This window comes from Psychrobacillus sp. NPDC093180 (assembly GCF_044754065.1).
Lineage (GTDB): Bacteria > Bacillota > Bacilli > Bacillales_A > Planococcaceae > Psychrobacillus.
Map to the genome: position 1 here is coordinate 313,309 of NZ_JBIVOJ010000002.1, position 23,862 is coordinate 337,170.

A 23,862-nucleotide genomic window follows, 5' to 3' on the forward strand; every position below is an offset into this window, starting at 1 on the left:
TTAGTTCTCCTCTGTTTGTATTGGTATAGTGGATCTTTGTACAAATTGATAATAGTTCACTGGTTCATCTGTTTTACGGACGGCAACGAGTGCATAGCCTTTTGAAAATAGGGTTTGAATAACTTTTCGTATTTGTAAACGCCATTGTAGGGCAGCCTCCGGACTTATTTTTTTCATCTCTTGAAATTGCTGGGGAATAGGCACTTCATATCCTTGGTGAGTCGGGTCAAACGACTCAGGTTCCTCTAGGATAGGTAGATTTTGTTCCGACCATGCAGTTTGAAAAGGATTATCGAAAATTATATTGCTTGGCATCCATTTCTTCTCGACACGATCACTTGTAATCCACCATTCAATTTGTAAACGATCCGTTGGTAAGCCGGCGTTAATCCCGCCTGTCATTTCCCCGTAGCAATTTTCAATGTAGGTATCAACGATGCCGTATAGCTTGGAAACATTTAAATAGGCATTGCGGCTTTCTAGGGGATCGAATGTCCAGGTAATTAGCTTGTAACCCATCTCTTTTGCTACGACAAGCTGTTCTTCTTTTAGTTTTTTGCCGATGCCTTGTAGTTGGTAATCTGGATGTATACCAAGCATGTGGGAGCATAGGTATGCTTCTTTGTTTTGATAGCCAGCAAAACCATAAGAAAAGCCGACTAATTTCTCCTCATCAAATGCACCGATGATCAATCCACCATTTTTAACAGCCGTAAGTGTTTGGTGGACAGGAATTGCTTCCATGCCCCAAACTGTCTCTTCTAATTGCTGAACTAGTTGCATTTCCTCGACAGTTTTTAAAACGCGCATCGTTATTTGGTTCATATTATTTACTCCTTTGTTCGAAAAGTACCGATGATCGTACGAGCTAAAATTTCGATGCCAGTTATAATGCTCTCCTCGTTAAACCGCATTTCCGGATGATGTAATCCAGGACTTAGATCGCAGCCTAAACCAAGCATCGTCGCTTTAATGGAAGACCTTTTTAATGTATAAAAATGAAAATCTTCTCCGCCTGGTGTAACGATTGGCGGCACATAATAGGCTTTACCGATCGTGTCGATGATTGCTGTTTTCATCAGTTCCACTGCTGAATCGTCCACTTCTGCAGCCGCAATTTCTGTCTCTATATGAAAATCGATCGTTATATTATTTAGAGAGGCAACAGAACTAATCGCATGCTCTACTTTGCCAATTAATTCATTCATCGCGGTATTTGATTGTGCCCGGACATCGATACTAAACTCAGCATTACCAGGAATAATATTAGCAGATTCACCGCCAGCTTGGAATTTTGTAAGTTTAGCAGAATAGGACATCATCGGGTCCAGATAAATCGCTTGTATGGCTTGCACCATTTGCGCACCGACTTCAATTGCATTTACTCCTAGATGTGGTCTTGCACCATGTGCTTCCACGCCATGAATCTTTCCGCTAATTAGTTTTGCAGCACCATGTAAAATAGCTGGAGCAGCATAGCCATTTCGAATTTCTTGAATTGGACGAAGATGTACACCGTACAAATAGTCAATCTCGTCGACTAGTCCTTTATCAATATAAGAAAGAGCACCTGTACCTTTTTCCTCTGCTGGCTGAAATAATACTTTTAGCGTACCTTGTTTCGGAATACCTAATTTTTTCAGTAAAAGGAGTGTACCGACAGCCATCGTCATATGTGCATCATGTCCACATGAATGATTGGCTTTGAACTCTCCGTCCACTTCTTGCCATAAGGCATCCATATCTGTTCGAAGTCCGACACAAGGTTTCCCACTTCCAATGGTTACAACTAATCCAGTTGAATCTTCGAAAGTAGTGACTTGGAATCCTTCTCGGATAAGAAAATCTTTCAAATACTCGGTCGTTAGAAACTCTTTCCAGCTAATTTCAGGATGGGCATGAAGATGTTGAAACACTGCTTTCACAGTAGGTTTTATATCTAATAATGCTTGTTTCATATTGGATCCTTTCCTTCCTCGAATAGAAAATGACTCGGAATCGTTTCATATAGTGCTTGCCTCTTCATGAAATCCTCTTTTTGCTCCACGATTAAACCAGCAACAATGGCATTCATAAACGAAAAGAGAGGGGAGACAGCATCTAAAGTTGACTTGTTTGCTGCATAAATAGGGAACAATACATCGCTATACGCATGAATCGGCGCTAAAATCGAGTCACTTATTCCTATAATATATGACTTTTGATTGCGTATAAGCCCGGCTATTTCAATCGTTTCTTTTAAATACCGATGGAAAGAAATGATGATGACAACAGAATGCTCGTCCATTTTCATAATGGTGCGGATTACATCCTCCGTATCAGGCCGTATAAAATGGACATTTTCTTTTACTAAACCTAAAGAAAAGGAAAGCCAGTTAGCAGCCGAATAAGAAGAACGAAGTCCGAGTACATAGACAGATTTCGCTTTAGATATGCGTTGGACGGCTGTTTGATATGCGAGCTCATCTATTTGATTCATTGTAGCTAAGATGGATTCCCGATCCTGTTCCATTACTTGTTTATGGAAACTCATATCTTTAGGGATATCCATTTTAGATTGCTGATAACTCGTTAAACTACTTTCCTTAAAAAATTGCTCTCGAACTAATTTTTGCAGTTCTGTATAGCCGGAAAAACCAAGGGAATTCGAAAAACGAATAACGGTGGATTCACTTATCCCGATTTTAGAACCAAACTCTGCTGCCGAATATAATGCGATATCATTGGGATGGTCCAATACGTAATTCGCAACTTTCTTCTGACTTTTCGACATTTTTATAAAATGTTCACGTATCAAATCTCGTAATAACAAAGCTCAAACTCCTTTTTGAAGGAAATTCATCATTATTGAAGAAAATTGAAGTATTAACTTCATTTTAATATTGTTTAATTTATCACAATATTCAGCTGAATGCAATATATTAATTTCTAAAAATTAAAAAATCCCCACTCGAGTGGGGACTAGCATGATAGATTATTAGGATTCGTTAGTTGTATCTGTAGTTTCTTCTTTTTCTTCGAAGTTATAGACGGGACCGCCTTCCCCAATCATATTCAGAGAAGCAATGACATCCCAATTTTTTCGCATAGCCATTTCCTCTGGATCAACTGGATTTGAATACATGATACTCTCCTCCTTATCATACTTTACTAGCTAGTATATTAATAAAGGTAGATAATATATGATGAAAAGCATTCTATTATGCACAAATTTGTTGCAATTAAGTCGGTTAGCTAAATCCAATGTACTAAGTAGAAATAAATAAAAATTAATTTCAGCCATATGAAAACGCTTTAAATACATTTTTGACTTACTGTTTTACCTCCTAAATGTATTGTGTTAATTTATGTTTAATTCTGTCAATTGAAATAACTTAAAAGTATATTACAATAAAAATAAATGAAAGGAGATGAAAAAAACTGTCAGCCGAACATTTTGTAAATGTTATGAATCACAGTATCCAAAGAGTTGAGAAATCAGTAGAACAAATGGAGCGTCATACCACCATTACAAAAACAGAACAACTTCAACTTATGCAAGCAGTATTGGAATTGGCAGATAGAATTAAGTTAATTGAAACCCATGTCAAAACGATCAATAAATAGGACTTTCATATAAGCAGATGTAGAAAAGCTTGTCATTTTCTACATCTGCCTTTTTATTATTAGGAAATCCTACATTGAATAAATAGCTTCAGGAAATGCTTTTCTATCGCTATTTAAACAGCTCTTTTAGAATTTTTTTGGTTATTAGTCCTGAATTAATTGACATATGCTCGAAAATGCTGTAAATTACCCAATGGACGAACAATTTTGTTTTTCCCAAAAACAATATTCGTGTTTTGGAGTGGATAATATGGAAAACGTATTCGATTATGAAGATATTCAATTAATTCCGGCAAAATGTATCGTAAATAGCCGTTCAGAATGTGATACAACTGTAACATTAGGTGGGCATGCTTTTAAACTGCCTGTAGTACCTGCCAATATGCAAACAATTATCGACGAGAAAATTGCCAATTACTTAGCTGAAAATGGTTACTTCTATATTATGCATCGCTTTGAACCAGAAAAGCGTATCGCATTTACAAAGGATATGCAATCACGTGGATTAATCGCATCGATTAGTGTTGGTGTTAAAGAGGAAGAGTATGGGTTTGTTGAGCAATTAGCGGCCGAGAAACTTACACCGGAGTTCATTACAATTGATATTGCACATGGTCATTCTAATGCAGTAATCGCAATGATTCAACATATTAAAAAGCATTTACCAGAAAGCTTTGTTATTGCTGGAAATGTTGGAACTCCTGAAGCGGTAAGAGAATTAGAAAACGCTGGAGCTGACGCTACAAAAGTAGGGATCGGGCCAGGTAAAGTATGTATCACGAAGATTAAAACAGGATTTGGAACTGGCGGGTGGCAATTAGCTGCTCTACGTTGGTGTGCAAAAGCTGCAAGTAAACCGATTATAGCTGATGGTGGAATTCGTACACACGGTGATATCGCTAAATCTGTTCGCTTTGGTGCATCGATGGTAATGATCGGTTCATTATTTGCTGGACACGAAGAATCTCCAGGAAATACAATTGAAAAAGACGGAAAACAATTTAAAGAATATTTCGGTTCCGCTTCTGAATTTCAAAAAGGGGAAAAGAAAAACGTAGAAGGTAAAAAAATGTACGTAGAGCATAAAGGAGCGTTACAAGACACGCTTACTGAAATGGAACAAGATCTTCAATCTTCTATTTCTTATGCTGGCGGAACTAAATTAGAAGCAATTCGTAATGTAGATTATGTTATAGTAAAAAACTCCATTTTTAACGGAGATAAAGTATATTAAGTAGGGGAGCGGGATTATTTATCTCGCTCTTTTTTATTTGGGGAAGTATTTTTATTGATTGAATGTTACAATAATATAGTCGTCCATGAGGGATGAATACAAGGATAAAAAAGAGGAGTGTATCAAATGGCTATAGATGTTTATCTTAATTTTAATGGGAATTGTCGCGAGGCTGCGGAGTTTTATGCAGAAGTTTTTAAAACAGAAAAACCACAAATTATGACTTTCGGTGAGGCACCTCAACATCCAGATTACCAGTTACCAGAGGAAGCAAAAGATTTAGTCATGCATACTCGTTTAAATATTAATGGCAGCAATGTCATGTTTTCTGATACATTTCCAGGCTCTCCTTTTATCTTAGGAAACAATATAAGCTTAGCATTTGTTAGCAAAAATGAAGAGGAAATCCGCTCTGCTTTTGACGCACTTAAAGCTAATGGCACCGTAACGATGGAGTTACAAGAAACATTTTGGAGTAAATGCTACGGAGCGCTAAAGGACAAGTTCGGCATCGAATGGCAATTTAGCCACGAAGGCGAAGAATTAAAACAATAATAAAGTGAAATTAAAAAGGCTGTTCAACAAAAATGTTGGACAGCCTTTAATGTTGCGCATATGAGTTGAAACGTTGCGCAACCGCACCCGAATGTTGCGAGAACCGGGTTAAACGTTGCGAGAAAGCCTCTGAACGTTGCGAGAAGCAAAAACGTTGCGCGTCCGAGCCCGAACGTTGCGCAAAAGCCATCTAATGTTGCGAGAAACGAATCAAACGTTGCGAGAAAGCCCGCGAACATTGCGAGAATCTAAAACGTTGCGCGTCCGAGCCCGAATGTTGCGCAAAAGCCATCTAACGTTGCGAGAAACGAATCAAACGTTGCGAGAAAGCCCCCGAACATTGCGAGAAGCAAAAACGTTGCGCATCCGAGCCCGAACGTTGCGAAAAACCAAAACTCTACGCAAATGCAAGATTAATAAAATATCTTCCCAGGATTTAATATTCCCTTTGGATCCATTAATGTTTTCATGGATTTCATTAATTCAACCGCATTTCCATGCTCGGTAACTTGGTATTTCCTTTTACCTAATCCCACACCATGTTCACCTGTACAAGTGCCGCCGAGGCTAATCGCTTTGGTTGCGATTTGTTCATTTGTATATTCTGCTTTTTCTACTTCCGCTGGATCATTCGGATCGTACATGACCATTGTATGGAAATTACCGTCACCTACGTGACCGAATACACCACCAATAAGTCCGCTTTGTTCTAACAGCTCACGACCAAAGACAACCATTTCTGCTAGTTTCGAAATAGGGACACATGAATCCGAACCCGTCGATGCTTTTCCTTTTATATGTTTAAATGCATAAGCCATTTCGTGTCGTGCTTTCCATAAATCTGCTCGTTCATTTGAAGAGTTTGCACGTTTCCAGTTACTGCAACCTAATTCTTTCATAAGCTCTTCTACAACGGTAGCTTCTTCCTCTACAATGTTCGGTGCACCGGCAAATTCAAAAAACAGAGAGTGTTCTTCTGGGAATGAATAATTTCCGTATTCATTTACTTGTTTAATGCTTTCCGCATCCACTAGTTCCATGCGCAAAACTTGAATACCGCTTGCTAGAACAACTTGTGCTGCTTCTGCACACTCTCCAGGAGTTTGAAATGTACATCTTGCTGCAATAACTTTCTCAGGAATGCCATGCAATTTGACTGTAACTTTGGTGATAACACCAAGTGTTCCTTCTGATCCAGTGATTAGTCCGTTTAAATGATAACCAGAAGAAGATTTTTTCGCTTTAGTTCCAGTATGTATAACGGTACCATTTGCAAGTACAACTTCTAAATCCAGTACTTGATCACGCATCGAGCCATAGCGTACTGCGGTTGTCCCGCTCGCATTTGTTGCCACCATTCCACCGATAGATGCATCTGCACCAGGATCAATCGGGAAGAAGAGGCCATGTCTATTAACATATTCATTTAATTGTAGACGGGTTATTCCGGGTTCTACCGTAATCATTAAATCTTCCGGTGAAAATTCAATTATTTTATTCATACGGTCGAAGTTTAAGGAAATTCCTTTATTGATAGGGATGGCTTGACCTTCTAGACCAGATCCTGCTCCGAAAGGGGTTACAGGTATAACATGTTCATTTGCGAGTTGAATCACTTTCACTACATCTTCTACATTTTCAGGAAAGACAACGAAATCTGGCTCTACAAAAGGGTGAGAAGATTCGTCACGGCTATGACGGTATAGTTCTGATTCACTTCTACTTATTTTTTCTTCTCCTAGTTGTTCCAAAAACATTTCCAATTGATTATTTTCCACTACTATTCTCCTAACTTAATTATAATTTGAAATATTGCAATTATAAATGATTCAACTATACAGTATACTTAGATAAAAACAAAGCTTTTTTATTTGAAAGGAAGATAAAACAATGAGTTTACGATTAAATCCACGCGCAGAAAGTTTGAAAACGCCAGGAACTAGACAATTTTCAAATCAACTTATTCATTATCCAAATGCGATTAATTTAACAATTGGTCAGCCTGATTTCCCCACACCCAATTCAGTAAAGGAAGCGGGAGTGCGTGCAATCGAGCAAAATCTTACTGGCTACTCCCATAATGCAGGATTAATCGAACTCCGAGAAGCAGTAAATAGTTTTTTCTCCAATAAATATGGATTTTCTTATGATCCACAAAATGAAATTGTCATTACAAACGGTGCCAGTGAAGCAATCGACGCAGTTTTTCGAACCATTTTAGAAGAAGGAGACGAAGTCATTTTACCAGCACCCAATTATTCCGGTTATGTGCCCGTTATTGAATTATGCGGTGCTAAGGTTGTCTACTTAGATACCACAGAAACCAATTTTCAGCCTTCCGCAGAAAAGCTAGAAGCACTCATTACAGAAAAAACGAAAGCTGTATTTTTTAATAATCCATCTAACCCAACAGGTGTCGTTCTAACGAAAGAAACGATGGATGAGTTGGTCGCAGTAATAGCAAATAAAGAAATATACGTATTAACAGATGAAATTTATAGTGAAAACTCCTTTTCTGGTAAGCATTTATCATTTGCTTCTTATAAAGAAATAAGAGAAAAATTGTTTTATATTCATGGTTTGTCCAAGTCTCATTCTATGACAGGATGGCGTATAGGATTTTTAATGGGGCCAGCTGAAGTAATGCAACATGTCGTAAAGGTTCATGCGTTTAATACAATATGTGCTTCGCTTCCAGCACAGTATGCTGCTATTGAAGCCTTAACGAATGCTAGTCATACACCGGAAGAAATGAATGTGGAATATATAAAGAGAAGGGACTTTGTATACGGTCGACTAATCGAAATAGGATTACCTGTTGAAAAACCTAATGGTGCTTTTTATATTTTCCCTTCAATCGAAGCGTATGGTATGAACTCATTTGAATTTGCTACAAAACTATTGCAAGAAGGAGGGCTTGCCGTCGTTCCGGGAAGCGCATTTACATCTTATGGAGAGGGGTATATTCGAATTTCCTATGCGTATTCCATGGATGTACTGGTCGAAGGATTGAATCGGTTAGAGAAATTTATACAGACACTAGCTTAGTTTAATGACTGTTTGGTGGAGTAGGATTTGAGGTCTGAATGATTACTCTTACTCATATTAACCTAACAAAAGTACCTAACTATTCCTTGAAGAGGAAAAGCCTACTGAAATATGCTAATATAGGAGGATAAATGAATACAAAGCTCGCAGGAGGAAATCCAATTGACTGTTACAAAACAAGCCTTCTCATTAAACTTTTCTTTATTATCGAAGTTTATTAATGAAGAGGAAAAGAATAAATATACAAATATAATTAGTCTAATACATGAAGAAATGCATGCATCCACAAGTAAAGACCGTAATGCATTAGGGTGGATAGAACTAGCTACAAAACAAAATAAAGAAGAGATAGAGCAAATACTTGCTGTTGCAAATGAGATAAGAAGCAAATCTGCTGTCCTCATCGTTATTGGAATTGGTGGTTCCTATTTGGGTGCCAAAGCTGTTCAAGATGCGTTAACTCCTTATTTTTCGAAGAAATCAGGGGAAACAGAAGTAATTTACGCAGGGCAGAATATGAGTGGGGCTTATATTAATCAATTGCTTCAATATGTAGATGACAGAGAAGTGTATGTAAATGTTATTTCCAAATCAGGAACGACGCTTGAACCTGCAATTTCATTCCGTGTGATTAAGTCCTATATGGAAAAACGCTATGGCGAGGAAATGAAAAATAGAATTATCTTAACAACTGATCCCGAGAACGGCTTATTAAGAAAGCTTGCATTGGATGCGGGATATAGAAATTTTGAAGTTCCAGCAGATGTAGGTGGACGCTTTTCCGTTTTAACTCCAGTCGGATTATTTCCGCTAGCTGTAGGTGGCATTGATATTCAAGCGTTATTAGATGGTGCCAAGCAAGCAACAAATGATTTAATGTTTTCCAATTACAAAGAAAACGAAGCCTATGAATATGCCTTATCTAGATATTTGCTCGAGAAAAAAGGATATATTATCGAAATAATGGCTTCCTTTGAGCCTTCTTTACGTAATGTATTTGAATGGTGGAAGCAATTATTTGGAGAAAGTGAAGGCAAAGACGAAAAAGGAATTTTCCCTGTTTCTGTTACATATACAACGGATTTACATTCTATAGGTCAGTATATTCAAGCAGGAAAACGCCAAATATTTGAAACGATTTTACATGTGCGCAATCAACAAGAGGATTGTACGATTCAGTCTGTAGAAAATAACTTCGATCAGTTAAATTTCCTGGAGGATAAAACATTCCATGATATTAACACCATCGCGAAAAATAGTTCGATTTTGGCGCATTATGATGGTGGAGTGCCTGTTATCCAAGTGGAGATTGATAAACTGGACGAATATCATTTAGGTTATTTACTATATTTCTTTGAAAAAGCATGTGCCATGAGTGCTTATTTGTCGGGAGTAAATCCATTCGACCAACCAGGTGTAGAGTCGTATAAAAATAATATTTTTGCGCTACTGAACAAGCCAGGGTATGAGACATTGAAGGATGAATTGGAAGAAAGATTATCTGAGATTTTTGATTGATCAAATTAAAAAGTCAGTGCAACGGAGGAATTCCTCGTTGCACTGACTTTTTTATGTGGAAAATTTGTAGATCGAGAAGAAAAAACAGTCATTTTTCATAGATTTTAGATTTAGTTGGAAAAATGAGCTTGTTAGTTGGAATTTTGGATGGTTTAGTTGGAATTTTTCATGATTTAGTTGTAAAAAAACGCAATTTAGTTGTAAAATCCAATATTAGGAAATCTCCACTACTAGTTATTCCCTCAAACAAAAGAGTGTTGGAAGTGACAAAGCCACTTCCAACACTCTATAAAAGCCCAAACTATTGTTCCTCTTTAACCCCATTAACTTGCAAATTATATCTAATCACGTCTCTAAAGAATGTATGAAGCATTCCTTGGAATAGGTGAAGTGCATCGAATGAGTAGAGACGATACGGATCTTCTTGTCCGTATCCGCGGATGCTGATACCTTCTCTTAAATGATGCAGATTGTCTAAATGTCCAATCCACAGGCGATCTAGAGTCTCTGTGTAGTATGATTGAATATTTCTCCAATCTTCGCTATCACTACTTGTCATATTGACAATCTCGAAAGCTTTCTCATAAACAGCCTCTAGCGCATTCTTCAATTGTCCTTTATTTTCAGGATCTAAAGAAGTAAATGAATCATTCTCATACGATGTTAGCATCGAAATGATTTTAATTTCATCCATTATTTCATTTAAAATACTAGATTCATGTACATCGTTTTCTGCAAGCTCATCGATTAAGTTATTTAATCGTTCATGCATGGCATCAATGATAAGCATTTGCATATTTTCTACTTTTAACGCTTTTTCACGGTAATTATACATAACGCGTTGTTGATCGTTATTGATATCATCTAATTTCAATAAATGAGAGCGACTCGAGAAATGCATACCTTCGATTACATTTTGGACGTTGTAGACGAATTTTATTGGATTAGATGAAATAACTAAGCCAGACCCATCTGTTTTCAACTTGTTTTTGTATTTAGCGAATTCTTCTTCATCGTAATAGTTGAAGAGCTCGTCCTCTAACGAAATGATAAATTGAGAGCTTCCTGGATCTCCTTGACGGCCACCACGACCTCGAAGCTGCATGTCGATTCGAGCACTACTATGAAGCTCCGTACCGATGATATGAAGACCGCCAAGTTCTGCAACGCCTTCGCCTAGATTGATGTCGGTTCCTCGCCCAGCCATATTCGTAGCGAGCATGATTTTATTCATTTGCCCCGCTTGTGAGATTAGCTCTGCTTCATCTTCTACTGTTTTTGCATTCAGTATAGAATGCTCGATTGAACGCTCTTTTAAATAGGAAGAAAGTTTTTCGGATTGTTCGATAGAAGTCGTTCCGATTAAAACGGGACGCCCCGTCTCATGGTACTTTTGCGTTTCTTCCACAATTTTTTTCATCTTATCTTCATACGTTAAATAGACAAGCGTCTCCATATCAATACGTTTGTTTGGTTTATTTGTCGGTATTTCCGTTACACGTAAGTTGTATGTTTCCCAAAACTCATCACGAGAAGGGACGGCACTACCTGTCATTCCAGATACATGCTTGTACAGTCTGAAATAATGTTGAATCATAATGGAAGCCTGTGTGTTATTTTCTTCTTTAATGGATACTTTTTCTTTCGCTTCGATCGCTTGATGAAGCCCGTCGCTAAATGTACGACCTTCCATAATACGTCCAGTATATGGATCCACAATCATAACCTTGTCGTCTTTTACGATATAGTCCACATCTTTACGCATAACTACTTTTGCGCGAAGTGTTTGCATTGCAATATGCATAAACTCACGATGTTCTCGGTCGTATACATTCTCAATGCCAAATGCTTCTTCTAGTCGATCTGCACCATTATCCAATAAGACGATTTGTTTTGTCTCTGGGTAATAATTGTAATCTTCTTCATCTTTGAATGAGCTAATAACTAGCTGCATTATTGGGAATAGATTCAAGCTTGCATTGGACTTTCCTGCAATGATTAAAGGAGTTCTCGCTTCATCGATCAATATACTATCTACTTCATCGATTAACGCATAAAACAGTGGTCGTTGGACAAGCTGATCTTCGCTTTGTACCATATGGTCTCTTAAATAATCGAAACCAAATTCCGTGCCCGTACCATAAGTAATGTCACAGTTATAGGCAGCTTGTTTTTCGTCACTTTCTATTCCAGAAATATTTAATCCAACTGTTAAGCCTAAAAACTCAAATAATGGCTTCATCTCTTCAAAATCTCGACTTGCCAAATATTCATTTGCTGTAATAATATGCGTTCCTTTACCGTGTAGTGCCATTACATACGCAGGTAGTGTTGCAACTAAAGTTTTACCTTCCCCGGTTTGCATTTGAGCAATTTGAGATTGCGTTAATACTGCACCGCCCATTAACTGTGTATCATAATGTCGTTTTCCTAACACACGTTTTGAAGCTTCGCGAACGACCGCAAAAGCTTCCAACATAATTTCTTCTGGAGTTGCTCCATTATTTAATTGGTCACGAAAACTAGTTGTATATGATTGAAGCTCTAAATCTGTTTTATTTGTAAATGAATCTTCCAAAGCATTAATCTTAGATACTATTTTTTTGAGTTGCTTTAACTCTATGACTTCACCAGAAATCATTTTCTTAATAGAATGTAACATGTTCATTCTCCCTACTTTTAAATTCCATTGCCTATTATATCATGAAACAAAGTTGCAAGCATTTTCAAACTGTACTTAATTCGACAGGGGACAAATCATACCTAGATTTGGAGGAAACTCAGTCTTTCATAAGTTGCTCAGTTTATTGTTGTCGAATGAATATCACACTCTTATGAACACTTTTTCACTTAATTTGGATACTAATTCGACAAGGAAATTGAGATATAATATTTCAATTATATTACAACTATAAGTTTTAAATGTTACCAAATGATGTTAATGTTAAACTATACATGAAAGGGGTTTTAATATGAAGAAAATTTATATTCCAGTGATGGCTGCTATGTTAGCTACACCCTTAAATAGTGTGGCAAATGCAGAAGAATTACCCAAAACAGAAACAACTGTAGAAGAGGTAAAAGTAGAGCCTGTAGGGACTGGGGAAGAAGTAATTGAAGTCGAAGGTAGTGCAGAAGAATGGTTAGAGGATGCAATTGAACAAGAGCCAGAGGAAGAAGTTATTCAGGAAGGTTATGAAAACTTAGGGCCGATGATTTTCAAATCATCTGCTATTTCATCTAAAATTGCTGCAAATGACAAAGGCGAATATTTCATTTATTACATCATGCATGGAGCTCCAGCTGCGTTAGTTGTGGTAGATTATCAAACTAAGGAAACGATACATACATTTACGTTAGAAGATTCAAAAAGCGCTTGGGGACTTGACGTAGATGAAAATGGAAAGCTTTGGGTTGGTGGATCTGTTTCAAGTGTGCTTTATAGCTATGATCCAAATACGGAAGTGTTTGAAAACCACGGAGCAATTTTTTCGAATAAGAGTGATACATCTATCCAAGATTTAATCGTCTCTGGCAATAAAGTATATGCTGGTTCAGCATACGGTGGCTCTCTTGTAGCATTTGACACAGAAACGAAACAAATTGAAGAGTACGGTCAAATTCGTAAAAGAAAAGATTTTGTGAAAGCAATCGTTGCCGATGAGGAACGAGATGAAATTTACGTATCGATTGGTTCTAATATGGATTTATTGGTGAAAAAACCTGGTACAAAAAATTTCACATCCTTTTTACCAGCAAAATATATGTCTGAAAAATATGCACAAGATTTAGTATTAACGGACGATTATGTCGTTGCAAGATTATACCCATCTAATGTGGCAGTAGTTTTCGATAGAAAAACATTGAAAATCGTAGACGAGTTTGAACTAAATTCTAAAACTGTCTCTACACTATCACCAGATGGCAAATCGTTATACTATACAAAAGCACAACAACTGATCCGTTATGACTTCGATACAAAAGCGCATACGGAGCTTGGATTATATTTACCAAAAGGGACAGAAGCAATTAATCTGGACTTTATCGTAAAAGGTGAGAAAAAAGCAGAAGATAAGCAGGTAGACTTTGAGGCACTATTTGAACAAGCGTTCCGTGAAAAAGCTTTGAAAGAATCACAAGGAACTTCTGCAGTGGAAACACCAACAACTGAGGATACAGTTATTGAAGAACCGATCGTAGAAGAACCAACAGAATTTCTACTATCCGGAATGGTTGATAATTTAGGCCAATTATTCGAATACAATCCACAAACGGGAGAAATTCAATACCATCAATTTGAATTACCGGAACAACCAGTAGAGCTTTATACACTAGCTTCAAGCGAAGATGGGAAGAAAATATTTGCTAATGGATATATGTCCGGTGGTCTTGGTGTGTATGACGTTGCAACTGGTAACAAAGAATTGTATCGAAATATTAGTCAAATAGAGTCTATGTATCATATAAACAATAAACTCTATATCGGTGCGTATCCACTTGCTAGATTACTTGTGTATGATCGCGCACTTCCATGGGATAATGGAAATCCGAAAGAAGTTATTCGTATGAACGAATATGGACAAGAAAGATCGACTGCAGTTACTCCTTACAATAACGGAAAAGAAATTGTATTAGGGACATTACCAGATGCTAGTGTAGGCGGCGGAGCTCTTGCCTTCTACAATACAGAAAACGAAAAGATGGAAATATACGAAAACTATATTTACAACCAAAGTATCGTGTCACTAGTTAGTAGAGGAACACAAGTTTTTGGTGGAACATCGATCCATGCGAACCAACAAGTAAACCCAAGGGGAGCTAGATTATTCTACTTTAATAGAAGTAACCCGGAAGACAAAAAATATATTCATCTACCATTTGATTCCAGTATGATTACTAGTTTAATAGTAGATAAAGATAATAATGTTTGGGGAATGGCCGATGGAACGCTATTTGTCTATAAAGATGAGTGGACAGACGTTCGTTCAGTTGAATTACTAGAGTTAATCTCCGGAAGATTCCGTAATGCACAAATCGTAGAAGGGCCAGATGGCTATATTTACGGAAGTGTGGAAGGAAAACTATTTAGAGTAACAAAAGATACGCTAAAAGTAGAGTGGTTGAAGGATAAAGGGGTTTATGGACTCGTAAAAGATGTCAATGGAAACCTTTATTATTACGATGGAAGTAATTTATGGAAATATACAATTGAACAAAATAGAGAGCAACAACAAAAAGAGCAAAAGTAATTGCTCAAGGAAATGAAGGAGAATTTATCTAAATGAAACAAAAATTGCTATACTTTTTTATCGTTTTTGCAATTGTCACGGGCGCTCTATTCCAACCAAATCAAGCACAAGCAGCAACGAAAGTTTATTGGGATGGCATATTAATGGTTCCTGGTCAAGTTGGGAAAATTAAAGTAATCAAACCAATCAACTTATGGAAGCGTACAGATGCAGGTTTAGTATACGAACGAGTATTGAAACCAGGTGAACAATACCGTGTATATCGCTATGATAATTTATACGGCGGTCAATATGGTCTTGGTGGAGGCATGTACATTACGAAAATGGCAGGGTACGTCGAGTATAAGACGCCTTCCAAAGCAAAACTAAAAGAATTAGCAAATGCAGAAGGAACAACTGCACCTAGTGGAAATAATTCTTCTCAGTTATTTCCTACTGAAGCTACACCTGCTTTAACTGGTGGTAAAGTATTGAGTCAGAAAGTTACACAGCTTGCTCCTGGTATTCGTAAAAAATACTTTGATATCGATGGAGCAATTGGGGCTCAAAATGTATTTGTAATCGAATATGATGGTAAAACTTCTAATGTCGGATTAAAAACAGAGCTTGCAAAAGATCAATTAGTTGGATTAGAAACAACATCTTCTCAAGCAAATAGCGTGGAACAAAATGATTCATATCATGTAGTTGCTGGGGTAAATGCAGATTACTTCGATAAACAAGGACAACCTATCGATTTAATGATGATGGACGGATCTATTGTTTCTACATCACAAACGCCGCTTAATGAATTGGCAGTGTTAGGTGTAAAAGCCGATGGTAAAGCTATTATTGGGGCACCTCAAGTAGCGATGAATGTTACCGTAAATGGGCAAGAGTCTTATGCAATTGATTCTGTCAATCGTAAACGATCAGCAAACCATTTGGTAATCTATACAAGAGATTTCAATGCAACAACAGGAACGAATGAACTCGGTACAGAGGTTCGAGTGAAAATAGATTCAGGAAAACTTAACGGCTCCGAAACACTAGTCGGAACTGTTTTAGAAAATGTGACGGGTGTTGGAAACGCGAAGTTAAACAAGGGAGAAATTGTTTTATCTGGACATAACTTTGCAAGTGAGTTTCTAAAAAAAGTTCAAGTAGGAGATCAAATTGCAATCTCTACAAAATTTACCCCTGCTGAATGGAATGATGTAAGAGAATCAGTAAGCGGACGTTATCATTTAGTGAAAAATGGTACATTACAAACGATTAAAGTAGCTGGTGTTGCACCTCGAACAGCAGTAGGTATTAAAAAAGATGGTAGTATCTTTACAACAGTAATTGATGGAAGATCAACGGATAGTAAAGGACTAACATTGCAAAATACGGCTAAACTAATGAAAGATTTAGGGGCAGTGTACGCAATGACATTTGATGGTGGAGGTTCTTCTACAGTAGTTACGAGAGAACTAGGCGATAGCAAAGTAACTGTTCAAAATAAGCCTTCCGATGGAAATGAGCGTTCAGTATCCAATTCTTTATTATTCATTAGTCAATATAAAACAGGTGCACTTGCAACGATCATACCAAAGTCAACTGTATTAGAAGTATTTGAAGGGGAAACTTATACGGATTTGTCTGTTCCAATAAAAGGAATCGATCAGTATATGAATCCCGTAGCTATATCTGGAAATGGTAAAGTGACTTCTTCTATTTTAACAAATACAAATGGCAAGCAAGTAGTCAATGCGAAACCAGGTACGTATGCTGGTGTCGTAACTTATGATGGGAAAACAGCGAATATCCAGCTAAAAGTATCAAATGGTTCTCCTACTATATTAGAATCATTTAATAAAGGTATCTTAAACTATGAGGCTACTAGTGATCGAGCAAAATCTGTAGCCGTTCAATCTGTTACGAATGACCGTGATGGTTCAAAAGCTATTAAACTAGTTTATGATTTCACAGGCACAACAGGTACTTCAGGGGCATATGTAAGTGCTAAAACGAAGTTAACGATTAGTACTCCTGCTAAGAAAATCGGTATGTGGGTAAAAGGTGATGGCAAAGGAAACTGGCTGAGAACACAACTCATCGATGCATCTGGTAAATCAGTTCAACTCGATTTAGATAAAAATGTGAACTGGACAGATTGGAGATTCGTTACTGCGGAAGTCCCGGCAGGTCTAACTTATCCACTTAAAATGGATTTACCTGTACGCTATATGCAAACAGAGGATGCAAATAAATCGAATGGTGAAATAATCATAGACGATATCCAAGCGATTTATAAAAATTGACCTAACTCACTAGTGCGACAAAAAACCTACTGTATGAGGTTAAAAAGTATTAGAAGTTGCGAACCTTTTTGATGTGTGATAACGTAATCAGTATGGATTTTTGCTAACTGTGGAGGGAAGTACATGTATTCGGAAGAAAAAAATAATGAAAATGCTTCACCTAATTCATCAATGGAAGAAAATGCGCCAAAAGTAATAGGTTTTTATAAACGCCAAGCATGGGCTGTAAAAGTATTCGATAAAATTGATCAAGATCATATCGTCGAAGATGGTGAACATGTAGTACTAGCTTCTTCTGTTATCCAATCAAGTAATGATTTGTTTTTCCCGGCTTTTATTCGCATCAATACGAAAGAGAACGGAAAAGTTGCAGGAGCATACTTGATTATAGAAGAAGACGATAGTTTTCAGCTATTACCATTAGAAAGAGCGTTAGAAGAATTACAAATGAACGACTTGGTTCCTTTTAAATATCGTACGCTTGAAAAAATCGAGGGCGATGAGTATCAAACTAATTGGCCAGAGTTTTCATAAGTAGTTATTAAGCTACGCATCAAAAGACTGATTTTTGCCTATAATAAGGCGAAAAGTCAGTCTTTTTTTTCTTTATAATATACTTGGTTACAAATCTATTTTTATAGTATAATGAGTAATCGAAGAAACTTTCATGCTGCTAATTCGTCTACTGTGAAGAGAAACTTAATAGTCAATGAAAATATAAAAAAAACAAGGATGATATTTTTGGACATAAAATTACTTCTTGCTTTTATCATTTCTATGGTAACGGCAATAGCTGTTACGCCACTTGTTATAAAACTTGCTCATAAGATCGGAGCTGTAGATAAACCGAATAAACGAAAAGTGCATCTGAATGTGATGCCACGGCTTGGTGGTCTTGCAATTTTTATTGCTGTGACAGTTGGTTACTTTGTTGCTGGATTATATGAAGCTAAAATTACCGGAATAATGGTTGGTGCATTGATCATCATTGTTTTGGGAATCATAGATGACAAATATGAAATATCCGCGAAAATTAAGCTTTTAGGTCAGATTTTAGCTGCATGTGCAGTAATGGGAAGCGGCTTAACAGTGGAAGTATTAAATATTCCTTTCATCGGAGTATTTGATCTTGGGATATTCTCATACGTTGTGACATTGTTTTGGATTTTAGCAATTACAAATGCGATTAACTTAATTGATGGACTGGACGGATTATCCGCTGGTATATCATCTATCGTATTTGCAAGTATTGCATTTTTAGCATTTTCTGCTGACAAAATGTTAATACTGACTCTATCGTTAATATTACTTGGTAGTACGCTTGGATTTCTATTTCATAATTTTTACCCTGCGAAAATTTTTATGGGTGATACAGGATCCATGTTTTTAGGTTATTCGATCGCTATTTTATCATTATTAGGTTTGTTTAAAAGTGTTACGCTATTTAGCTTTGTCGTACCGGTTATGATATTAGGTGTACCGATATTCGATACATCGTTTGCGATTATACGCAGAGTTGTCAATAGGAAACCAATATCCGTTGCCGATAAATCTCATTTACATCACCGCTTGTTAGCATTAGGATTATCGCATCGAGATACTGTGTTAGTTATATATGGATTTGGTTTAATATTTAGTATTGCAGCAATTACATTTGAAACACTTACGTTAAGATGGGCTATTTTCATCCTAGTTTTCATATTAATCGCATTTGAAATTGTTGCAGAAAAAATAGGTCTCGTAAATGATGACTATCGACCAATATTATCCGTATTTCGTAAAGTTGTTGGGTATAAGCGCAATTAGCGCTTTACATATTAAAATTCATTGATAGGTTGGTGTAAACGAAATGAAAGTACCAATGTTAGATTTATCTGAGCAGTACGCATCTTTAAAAAGTGAAGTATTAGAAGCCTTAGATGGCGTTATGAGTAGCTCGCAATTTATCCTAGGGGATAATGTTAAAAAAATAGAGGCAGATCTTGCCAAGTATAGTCATGTTGCCCACGGTATTGGCTGTGGAAATGGGAGTGACGCAATTCACATAGCACTACAAGCAGCAGGAATCGGTGCTGGAGATGAAGTTATCACAACACCATTTACGTTTTTTGCTACAGGTGGAGCAATCGTAAGAGCTGGAGCTAAGCCTGTATATGCAGACATAGATCCAATTTCATTCAACCTAGATCCAGAAGAAATCGAAAAACATATCACAGAAAGAACAAAAGCAATTATTCCTGTACATCTATATGGACAAATGGCTGATATGGTTCGCATTCGTGAAATCGCGGATAAGCATAATTTAGTCGTTATAGAAGATGCTGCGCAAGCAATTGGTGCAAAACAAGGGGAATATACAGTTGGTGAACTAGGAGACGCTGCGACATATAGCTTCTTCCCAACGAAAAACCTTGGTGCGTATGGTGACGGTGGAATGGTCGTAACGAACAATGACGATATTGCAGAAAAAAGTCGTGTTATTCGTGTACACGGAAGTAAGCCAAAGTATTACCATAGCGTACTTGGATATAACAGCCGTTTAGATGAGTTACAAGCTGCTGTACTAAATGTGAAATTCCCTCATTTAGATACATGGAGCGAACAACGTAAAACACATGCAGATTACTATACGGCTTTATTAAACGAAAAAGTGGCTGACCATGTAAAAACACCTGTTGTTGTTGAAGGTTTCCACCATGTATTCCATCAATATACGATCTTGATAGAACGTCGTGATGAATTACAAGCGTACCTAAAAGAGAACGGTGTATCTACAATGATTTACTACCCACTACCATTGCATCTACAACCTGTTTTTGAAAGCTTAGGGTATAAAGAAGGCGATTTCCCTAAAGCGGAAAAAGCTGCAAAACAAGCACTTTCTTTACCAATGTTCCCAGAGCTAAAAGAAGAACAACAACAATACGTTGTAGAGAAAATTGCGGAATTTTTTGCTGGAAAATAATGTGATGCTCAATAGTAGAGGGAGACGTAATTGTTACGTTTCCCTCTTACTGCCTGTTAGGAGCTAATTAACTTCATTCAGTACCTGTTTACAACGTAATTGTAAGGAAAACAAACGGAAAGTAACCATTCGATTCAGTAAGGGACAAAGCCCCCTGCTGAATAAAGATAAAGCCTCCGGCGGATGCCACAGATTTTTTAGCGGAATTTATCGAACAAGTCGATAAAAATCTGGGCGCAATGTTTCCTGCGACGAGCTTGCGCAGGAGCAAATTCGGCAAGGCGAATTTGATAGGAGAAGTGTAATGACGGAAAATAAAACATATCGATTATATGATTCATTGGAGTTTTTCTGGAGGAAAAAGATTTGGTTTATCATTATCCCTGTAATTGTTGCCTTACTTGGATATGTAGGATCCATGTTCATCCCTAAGGACGGAGAATATGTTGGGAGAAGTACTGTATTTACTGGATCGGTAGCGCTGGATGCTTTAACAAATCCCGACCATATTATGACGAATTATGGTCAACATTTTACTGGGAAAGCAGAAGTGTTTGTCCCTACTAGAAAGTATATTAAAGCAGAGGTTTATGGGGATAATAAAGAGCAAGTATCAAAAGAGCTTGCACTATTCGATGAGCAACTGATGGAAAGTTTAATGGCGCAAAACGATAAAGTAATTGATGGAACACAAAGATATGCTTTAGCGCAATCGGCGCGGATTAAAACATTACAACAAGGTATCGAATCGTATAAACAAGCTTTAGCAGATACGGATAACTTAACAGTAATAAACAACTATACTACTTTGCTTAGCCAAGCAGAGATGGATCTAACAAATGCAATGGCAACTGAACAGCGTGTACGTAATGATATTATCTCGTATGAAAAACCTTCAGTTGCTAAAGCAGCATATGTAGTGAAAACGAAATCCTATGGACTGGAAGCGGCAGTAGCTGGACTTATCTTAGGAATTTTATTTACAATCCTTATTTTATCTTTATGGAAATACATCTTAGAAGCAAGAGGGAGTAAAAGAGCATGATTCAATTTGCAATTGTAGGTATGGGTTTCATCGCAGATAAGCATATAGCTGCCATTCGCAATACAGAAGGCGCTAATCTATTTGCCATTTGTGATACAAACCCAGAACGACTAGTAATAGATGATGAAAACGTGTTAAAGTATACAGATTTAGAACAAATGCTAACAGATAATCCACAAATTGATGTAGTAAATATTTGTGTACCATCTGGCTTGCATGCAAACTTAACAAAAATTGTAGCAAAGCATAAGAGACATATTATTACAGAAAAACCAATGGCACTGAACTCTGCTGATGCGAAAGAAATGATGGAAGTAGCTGAAGAACAAGGTATTAAGCTTGCAATCGTTCATCCAAACCGCTATCGTCCAGCTATTATGGAAGTACGTGAACTGATGGATGCAGGAAAGTTCGGTAAGCTAAGTCATGCGAATGCAACTGTTCGTTGGAATAGAGGGCAAGAATACTACGACCAAGCACCATGGAGAGGCACGAAAAAGTTTGATGGTGGCGTATTGATGAACCAAGCAATACATAATTTAGACTTACTGCTTTGGTTTATGGGACCAGTAAAATCAGTACAAGGAATGGTAGCTACAAGATTCCGTAATATCGAAACAGAAGACGTTGCAACTGCACTAATTGAATTTGAAAGTGGAGCACTTGGAGTTGTAGAAGCTGCGACTACCGTTTATCCACAAAACCTAGAAGAGTCTTTGTCTATTTTTGGCGAAACAGCTAGTGTGAAAGTTAGCGGTAAAAATGCATTATTCATCGAAACATGGGATGTAGAAGGCTATGCGGAAGATGAAGTAGAAGCATTAAAAGCGAAAATACAAAATGAGCCTTGGGGTAAAAAAGGACATGACTGTATTATTGAAGATATGGTAGCAGCGATTAACGAAAACCGTGAACCAGCTGTTAGCGGATCAGATGGCTATAACCCAGTACGTTTAATCGAAGCAATTATCGAATCATCCGAAACAGGAAAACGAATTATATTCTCGTAATTATAAAGGAGAGACAAAAATGTCTACACACTATGAAGAATTATTAGCAAAAATTGAAAACCACACAGCCGTAATCGGAGTGGTTGGATTAGGATATGTTGGTTTACCACTTGCAGTTGAAAAAGCGAAAGCTGGATACAATGTTATTGGTTTCGATGTACAAGAATCAAAAGTAGAGCAAGTAAACAAAGGTATTAACTATATCGGCGACGTAGTAGATAATGACTTAAAAGATATGGTAGACTCTGGTCATTTACGAGCATCTTCTGACTACGGTTCCATCAGTTCAGTGGACGCAGTTGCAATTTGCGTTCCTACACCACTTGATATTTATCAACAACCAGATACTTCTTATGTAGAAAGCTCTGTAAATGAAATTGCAAACTACGCAAAACCGGGAACTTTAGTCGTACTTGAATCGACAACTTATCCAGGTACAACAGAAGAAATTATCCGTAAAGCATTAGAAGATAAAGGATTTACGGTTGGAGAAGATATTTTCATCGCTTACTCTCCAGAACGTATCGATCCAGGTAATAAAAGCTTCAACACAAAAAACACACCAAAAGTAGTTGGTGGTATTACAGAAAAATGTACAAATGTGGCAGCGGCACTATATAGTAGCGTGCTAGATGGCGATGTGCATAAAGTTTCAAGTCCTGCAATTGCAGAAATGGAAAAAATCTTTGAAAACACATTCCGTCATATCAATATCGCACTTGCAAATGAAATGGCTGTTCTTTGTGAAAAAATGGGCATCGACGTTTGGGAAGTAATTGATGCAGCGAAAACAAAACCATACGGCTTTATGGCATTCTATCCAGGTCCTGGTCTTGGCGGTCACTGTATTCCAATCGATCCATTCTACTTAACATGGAAAGCTAGAGAATATAACTACCATACAAAATTAATCGAATTAGCTGGTGAAATTAATAACGCAATGCCTGACTATGTTATTAACCGTGCAATGCAAATTTTAAATGATGACGGGAAAGCACTTCGTAACGCTAAAGTTCTTTTACTAGGCGTAGCTTATAAAAAAGATATCGATGATATGCGTGAATCTCCATCATTGAAATTAATCGAACTTTTAATGCAACAAGGTGCAGATTTCAAATCAGTTGATCCGCATGTAGATAAATTCAGAGTGAATGGTGAAACATTAGAAACTACTGAATTAACAGATGAACTATTGGAACAGGCAGATATCGTTATTTTAGCGACAGACCATACTGCATTTGACTATGCGAATATCGCTCAAAAATCAAAAGTAATTTTTGATACGCGTAATGCATTCAAAGGTATTGAAATGCCAAATCGTTATATCAAACTGTAAGGGGCTGTAAA

18 protein-coding genes are annotated in these 23,862 nt (G+C 37.2%); 12 read left to right on the forward strand and 6 right to left on the reverse strand.

Translation table 11 applies throughout. From position 1 onward, the window contains the following. The 4 genes from ACIP9W_RS04540 to ACIP9W_RS04555 all read right to left on the reverse strand — a co-directional run bounded on the left by ACIP9W_RS04540 (position 1) and on the right by ACIP9W_RS04555 (position 3,124). Complete coding sequence (locus ACIP9W_RS04540) at positions 1-825, reverse strand: GNAT family N-acetyltransferase (RefSeq protein ID WP_400786507.1); 825 nt, start codon at positions 823-825, stop codon at positions 1-3. A gap of 5 nt (positions 826-830) precedes the next feature. Next, positions 831-1,958, reverse strand: a complete 1,128-nt coding sequence (locus tag ACIP9W_RS04545) for a M20 peptidase aminoacylase family protein (RefSeq protein ID WP_400786509.1) — start codon at positions 1,956-1,958, stop codon at positions 831-833. Beyond that, positions 1,955-2,812 carry a MurR/RpiR family transcriptional regulator gene (locus ACIP9W_RS04550; protein WP_400786511.1) on the reverse strand — a complete coding sequence of 286 codons (858 nt, stop codon included), beginning with the start codon at positions 2,810-2,812 and terminating at the stop codon, positions 1,955-1,957. The genes ACIP9W_RS04545 and ACIP9W_RS04550 overlap by 4 nt, the downstream gene beginning before the upstream one ends. Before the next feature lie 165 nt (positions 2,813-2,977). Further along, complete coding sequence (locus ACIP9W_RS04555; RefSeq protein WP_282246232.1) at positions 2,978-3,124, reverse strand: hypothetical protein; 147 nt, start codon at positions 3,122-3,124, stop codon at positions 2,978-2,980. Between the two features lie 732 nt (positions 3,125-3,856). Here ACIP9W_RS04555 and guaC point away from each other — a divergent pair. Together guaC and ACIP9W_RS04565 are read left to right on the forward strand one after the other, a co-directional pair. Further along, a complete protein-coding gene (guaC, locus tag ACIP9W_RS04560; RefSeq protein WP_400786513.1) occupies positions 3,857-4,840 on the forward strand; it encodes a GMP reductase in 984 nt (327 codons plus the stop codon). A 126-nt stretch (positions 4,841-4,966) separates the two neighbouring features. Next, a complete protein-coding gene (locus ACIP9W_RS04565; RefSeq protein WP_282246226.1) occupies positions 4,967-5,395 on the forward strand; it encodes a VOC family protein in 429 nt (142 codons plus the stop codon). A 413-nt stretch (positions 5,396-5,808) separates the two neighbouring features. On the opposite strand, the gene ACIP9W_RS04570 is transcribed toward ACIP9W_RS04565, so the two are convergent. Further along, positions 5,809-7,173: an FAD-binding oxidoreductase gene (locus ACIP9W_RS04570; protein WP_400786515.1), complete on the reverse strand. Its 1,365-nt coding sequence runs from the start codon at positions 7,171-7,173 to the stop codon at positions 5,809-5,811. A gap of 112 nt (positions 7,174-7,285) precedes the next feature. On the opposite strand from ACIP9W_RS04570, the gene ACIP9W_RS04575 reads away from it, so the two are divergent. Together ACIP9W_RS04575 and ACIP9W_RS04580 are read left to right on the forward strand one after the other, a co-directional pair. Then, positions 7,286-8,443, forward strand: a complete 1,158-nt coding sequence (locus ACIP9W_RS04575) for an aminotransferase class I/II-fold pyridoxal phosphate-dependent enzyme (RefSeq protein ID WP_400786517.1) — start codon at positions 7,286-7,288, stop codon at positions 8,441-8,443. A 162-nt stretch (positions 8,444-8,605) separates the two neighbouring features. Further along, the gene (locus ACIP9W_RS04580) at positions 8,606-9,961 is read left to right on the forward strand and encodes a glucose-6-phosphate isomerase (RefSeq protein WP_400786519.1); all 1,356 of its coding nucleotides are present in this window, start codon (positions 8,606-8,608) and stop codon (positions 9,959-9,961) included. Between the two features lie 301 nt (positions 9,962-10,262). Here the strand turns inward: ACIP9W_RS04580 and secA are convergent, their stop codons facing one another. After that, on the reverse strand, positions 10,263-12,623 hold the full coding sequence (secA, locus tag ACIP9W_RS04585) for a preprotein translocase subunit SecA (RefSeq protein WP_400786521.1): 2,361 nt from the start codon (positions 12,621-12,623) through the stop codon (positions 10,263-10,265). A gap of 310 nt (positions 12,624-12,933) precedes the next feature. On the opposite strand from secA, the gene ACIP9W_RS04590 reads away from it, so the two are divergent. From ACIP9W_RS04590 to ACIP9W_RS04625, 8 genes are all read left to right on the forward strand, one after another. After that, positions 12,934-15,210: a ligand-binding sensor domain-containing protein gene (locus ACIP9W_RS04590; protein WP_400786523.1), complete on the forward strand. Its 2,277-nt coding sequence runs from the start codon at positions 12,934-12,936 to the stop codon at positions 15,208-15,210. A gap of 32 nt (positions 15,211-15,242) precedes the next feature. Then, positions 15,243-17,495: a phosphodiester glycosidase family protein gene (locus ACIP9W_RS04595; protein WP_400786526.1), complete on the forward strand. Its 2,253-nt coding sequence runs from the start codon at positions 15,243-15,245 to the stop codon at positions 17,493-17,495. A 123-nt stretch (positions 17,496-17,618) separates the two neighbouring features. After that, on the forward strand, positions 17,619-18,029 hold the full coding sequence (locus tag ACIP9W_RS04600) for a hypothetical protein (RefSeq protein ID WP_400786529.1): 411 nt from the start codon (positions 17,619-17,621) through the stop codon (positions 18,027-18,029). A gap of 207 nt (positions 18,030-18,236) precedes the next feature. Next, a complete protein-coding gene (locus ACIP9W_RS04605; protein ID WP_400786530.1) occupies positions 18,237-19,301 on the forward strand; it encodes a glycosyltransferase family 4 protein in 1,065 nt (354 codons plus the stop codon). Positions 19,302-19,344: 43 nt separating this feature from the next. Further along, a complete protein-coding gene (locus ACIP9W_RS04610) occupies positions 19,345-20,460 on the forward strand; it encodes a DegT/DnrJ/EryC1/StrS family aminotransferase (RefSeq protein ID WP_282246210.1) in 1,116 nt (371 codons plus the stop codon). 304 nt (positions 20,461-20,764) lie between these two features. Next, positions 20,765-21,505, forward strand: a complete 741-nt coding sequence (locus ACIP9W_RS04615; protein WP_400786533.1) for a hypothetical protein — start codon at positions 20,765-20,767, stop codon at positions 21,503-21,505. Then, on the forward strand, positions 21,502-22,515 hold the full coding sequence (locus ACIP9W_RS04620) for a Gfo/Idh/MocA family protein (RefSeq protein ID WP_400786535.1): 1,014 nt from the start codon (positions 21,502-21,504) through the stop codon (positions 22,513-22,515). The genes ACIP9W_RS04615 and ACIP9W_RS04620 overlap by 4 nt, the downstream gene beginning before the upstream one ends. A 19-nt stretch (positions 22,516-22,534) precedes the next feature. Next, complete coding sequence (locus tag ACIP9W_RS04625; RefSeq protein ID WP_400786538.1) at positions 22,535-23,851, forward strand: nucleotide sugar dehydrogenase; 1,317 nt, start codon at positions 22,535-22,537, stop codon at positions 23,849-23,851. The last annotated feature ends 11 nt before the right edge of the window (positions 23,852-23,862 follow it).

What these genes read in the sequence shown, in the direction of transcription:
- ACIP9W_RS04615 (WP_400786533.1), top strand. Translation starts at nt 20,765, where the DNA reads ATGACGGAAAATAAAACATATCGATTATATGATTCATTGGAGTTTTTC.
- ACIP9W_RS04555 (WP_282246232.1), bottom strand. Translation starts at nt 3,124, where the DNA reads ATGTATTCAAATCCAGTTGATCCAGAGGAAATGGCTATGCGAAAAAAT.
- secA (WP_400786521.1), bottom strand. Translation starts at nt 12,623, where the DNA reads ATGTTACATTCTATTAAGAAAATGATTTCTGGTGAAGTCATAGAGTTA.
- ACIP9W_RS04575 (WP_400786517.1), top strand. Translation starts at nt 7,286, where the DNA reads ATGAGTTTACGATTAAATCCACGCGCAGAAAGTTTGAAAACGCCAGGA.
- guaC (WP_400786513.1), top strand. Translation starts at nt 3,857, where the DNA reads ATGGAAAACGTATTCGATTATGAAGATATTCAATTAATTCCGGCAAAA.
- ACIP9W_RS04610 (WP_282246210.1), top strand. Translation starts at nt 19,345, where the DNA reads ATGAAAGTACCAATGTTAGATTTATCTGAGCAGTACGCATCTTTAAAA.
- ACIP9W_RS04600 (WP_400786529.1), top strand. Translation starts at nt 17,619, where the DNA reads ATGTATTCGGAAGAAAAAAATAATGAAAATGCTTCACCTAATTCATCA.
- ACIP9W_RS04545 (WP_400786509.1), bottom strand. Translation starts at nt 1,958, where the DNA reads ATGAAACAAGCATTATTAGATATAAAACCTACTGTGAAAGCAGTGTTT.
- ACIP9W_RS04620 (WP_400786535.1), top strand. Translation starts at nt 21,502, where the DNA reads ATGATTCAATTTGCAATTGTAGGTATGGGTTTCATCGCAGATAAGCAT.
- ACIP9W_RS04590 (WP_400786523.1), top strand. Translation starts at nt 12,934, where the DNA reads ATGAAGAAAATTTATATTCCAGTGATGGCTGCTATGTTAGCTACACCC.
- ACIP9W_RS04540 (WP_400786507.1), bottom strand. Translation starts at nt 825, where the DNA reads ATGAACCAAATAACGATGCGCGTTTTAAAAACTGTCGAGGAAATGCAA.
- ACIP9W_RS04595 (WP_400786526.1), top strand. Translation starts at nt 15,243, where the DNA reads ATGAAACAAAAATTGCTATACTTTTTTATCGTTTTTGCAATTGTCACG.
- ACIP9W_RS04625 (WP_400786538.1), top strand. Translation starts at nt 22,535, where the DNA reads ATGTCTACACACTATGAAGAATTATTAGCAAAAATTGAAAACCACACA.
- ACIP9W_RS04565 (WP_282246226.1), top strand. Translation starts at nt 4,967, where the DNA reads ATGGCTATAGATGTTTATCTTAATTTTAATGGGAATTGTCGCGAGGCT.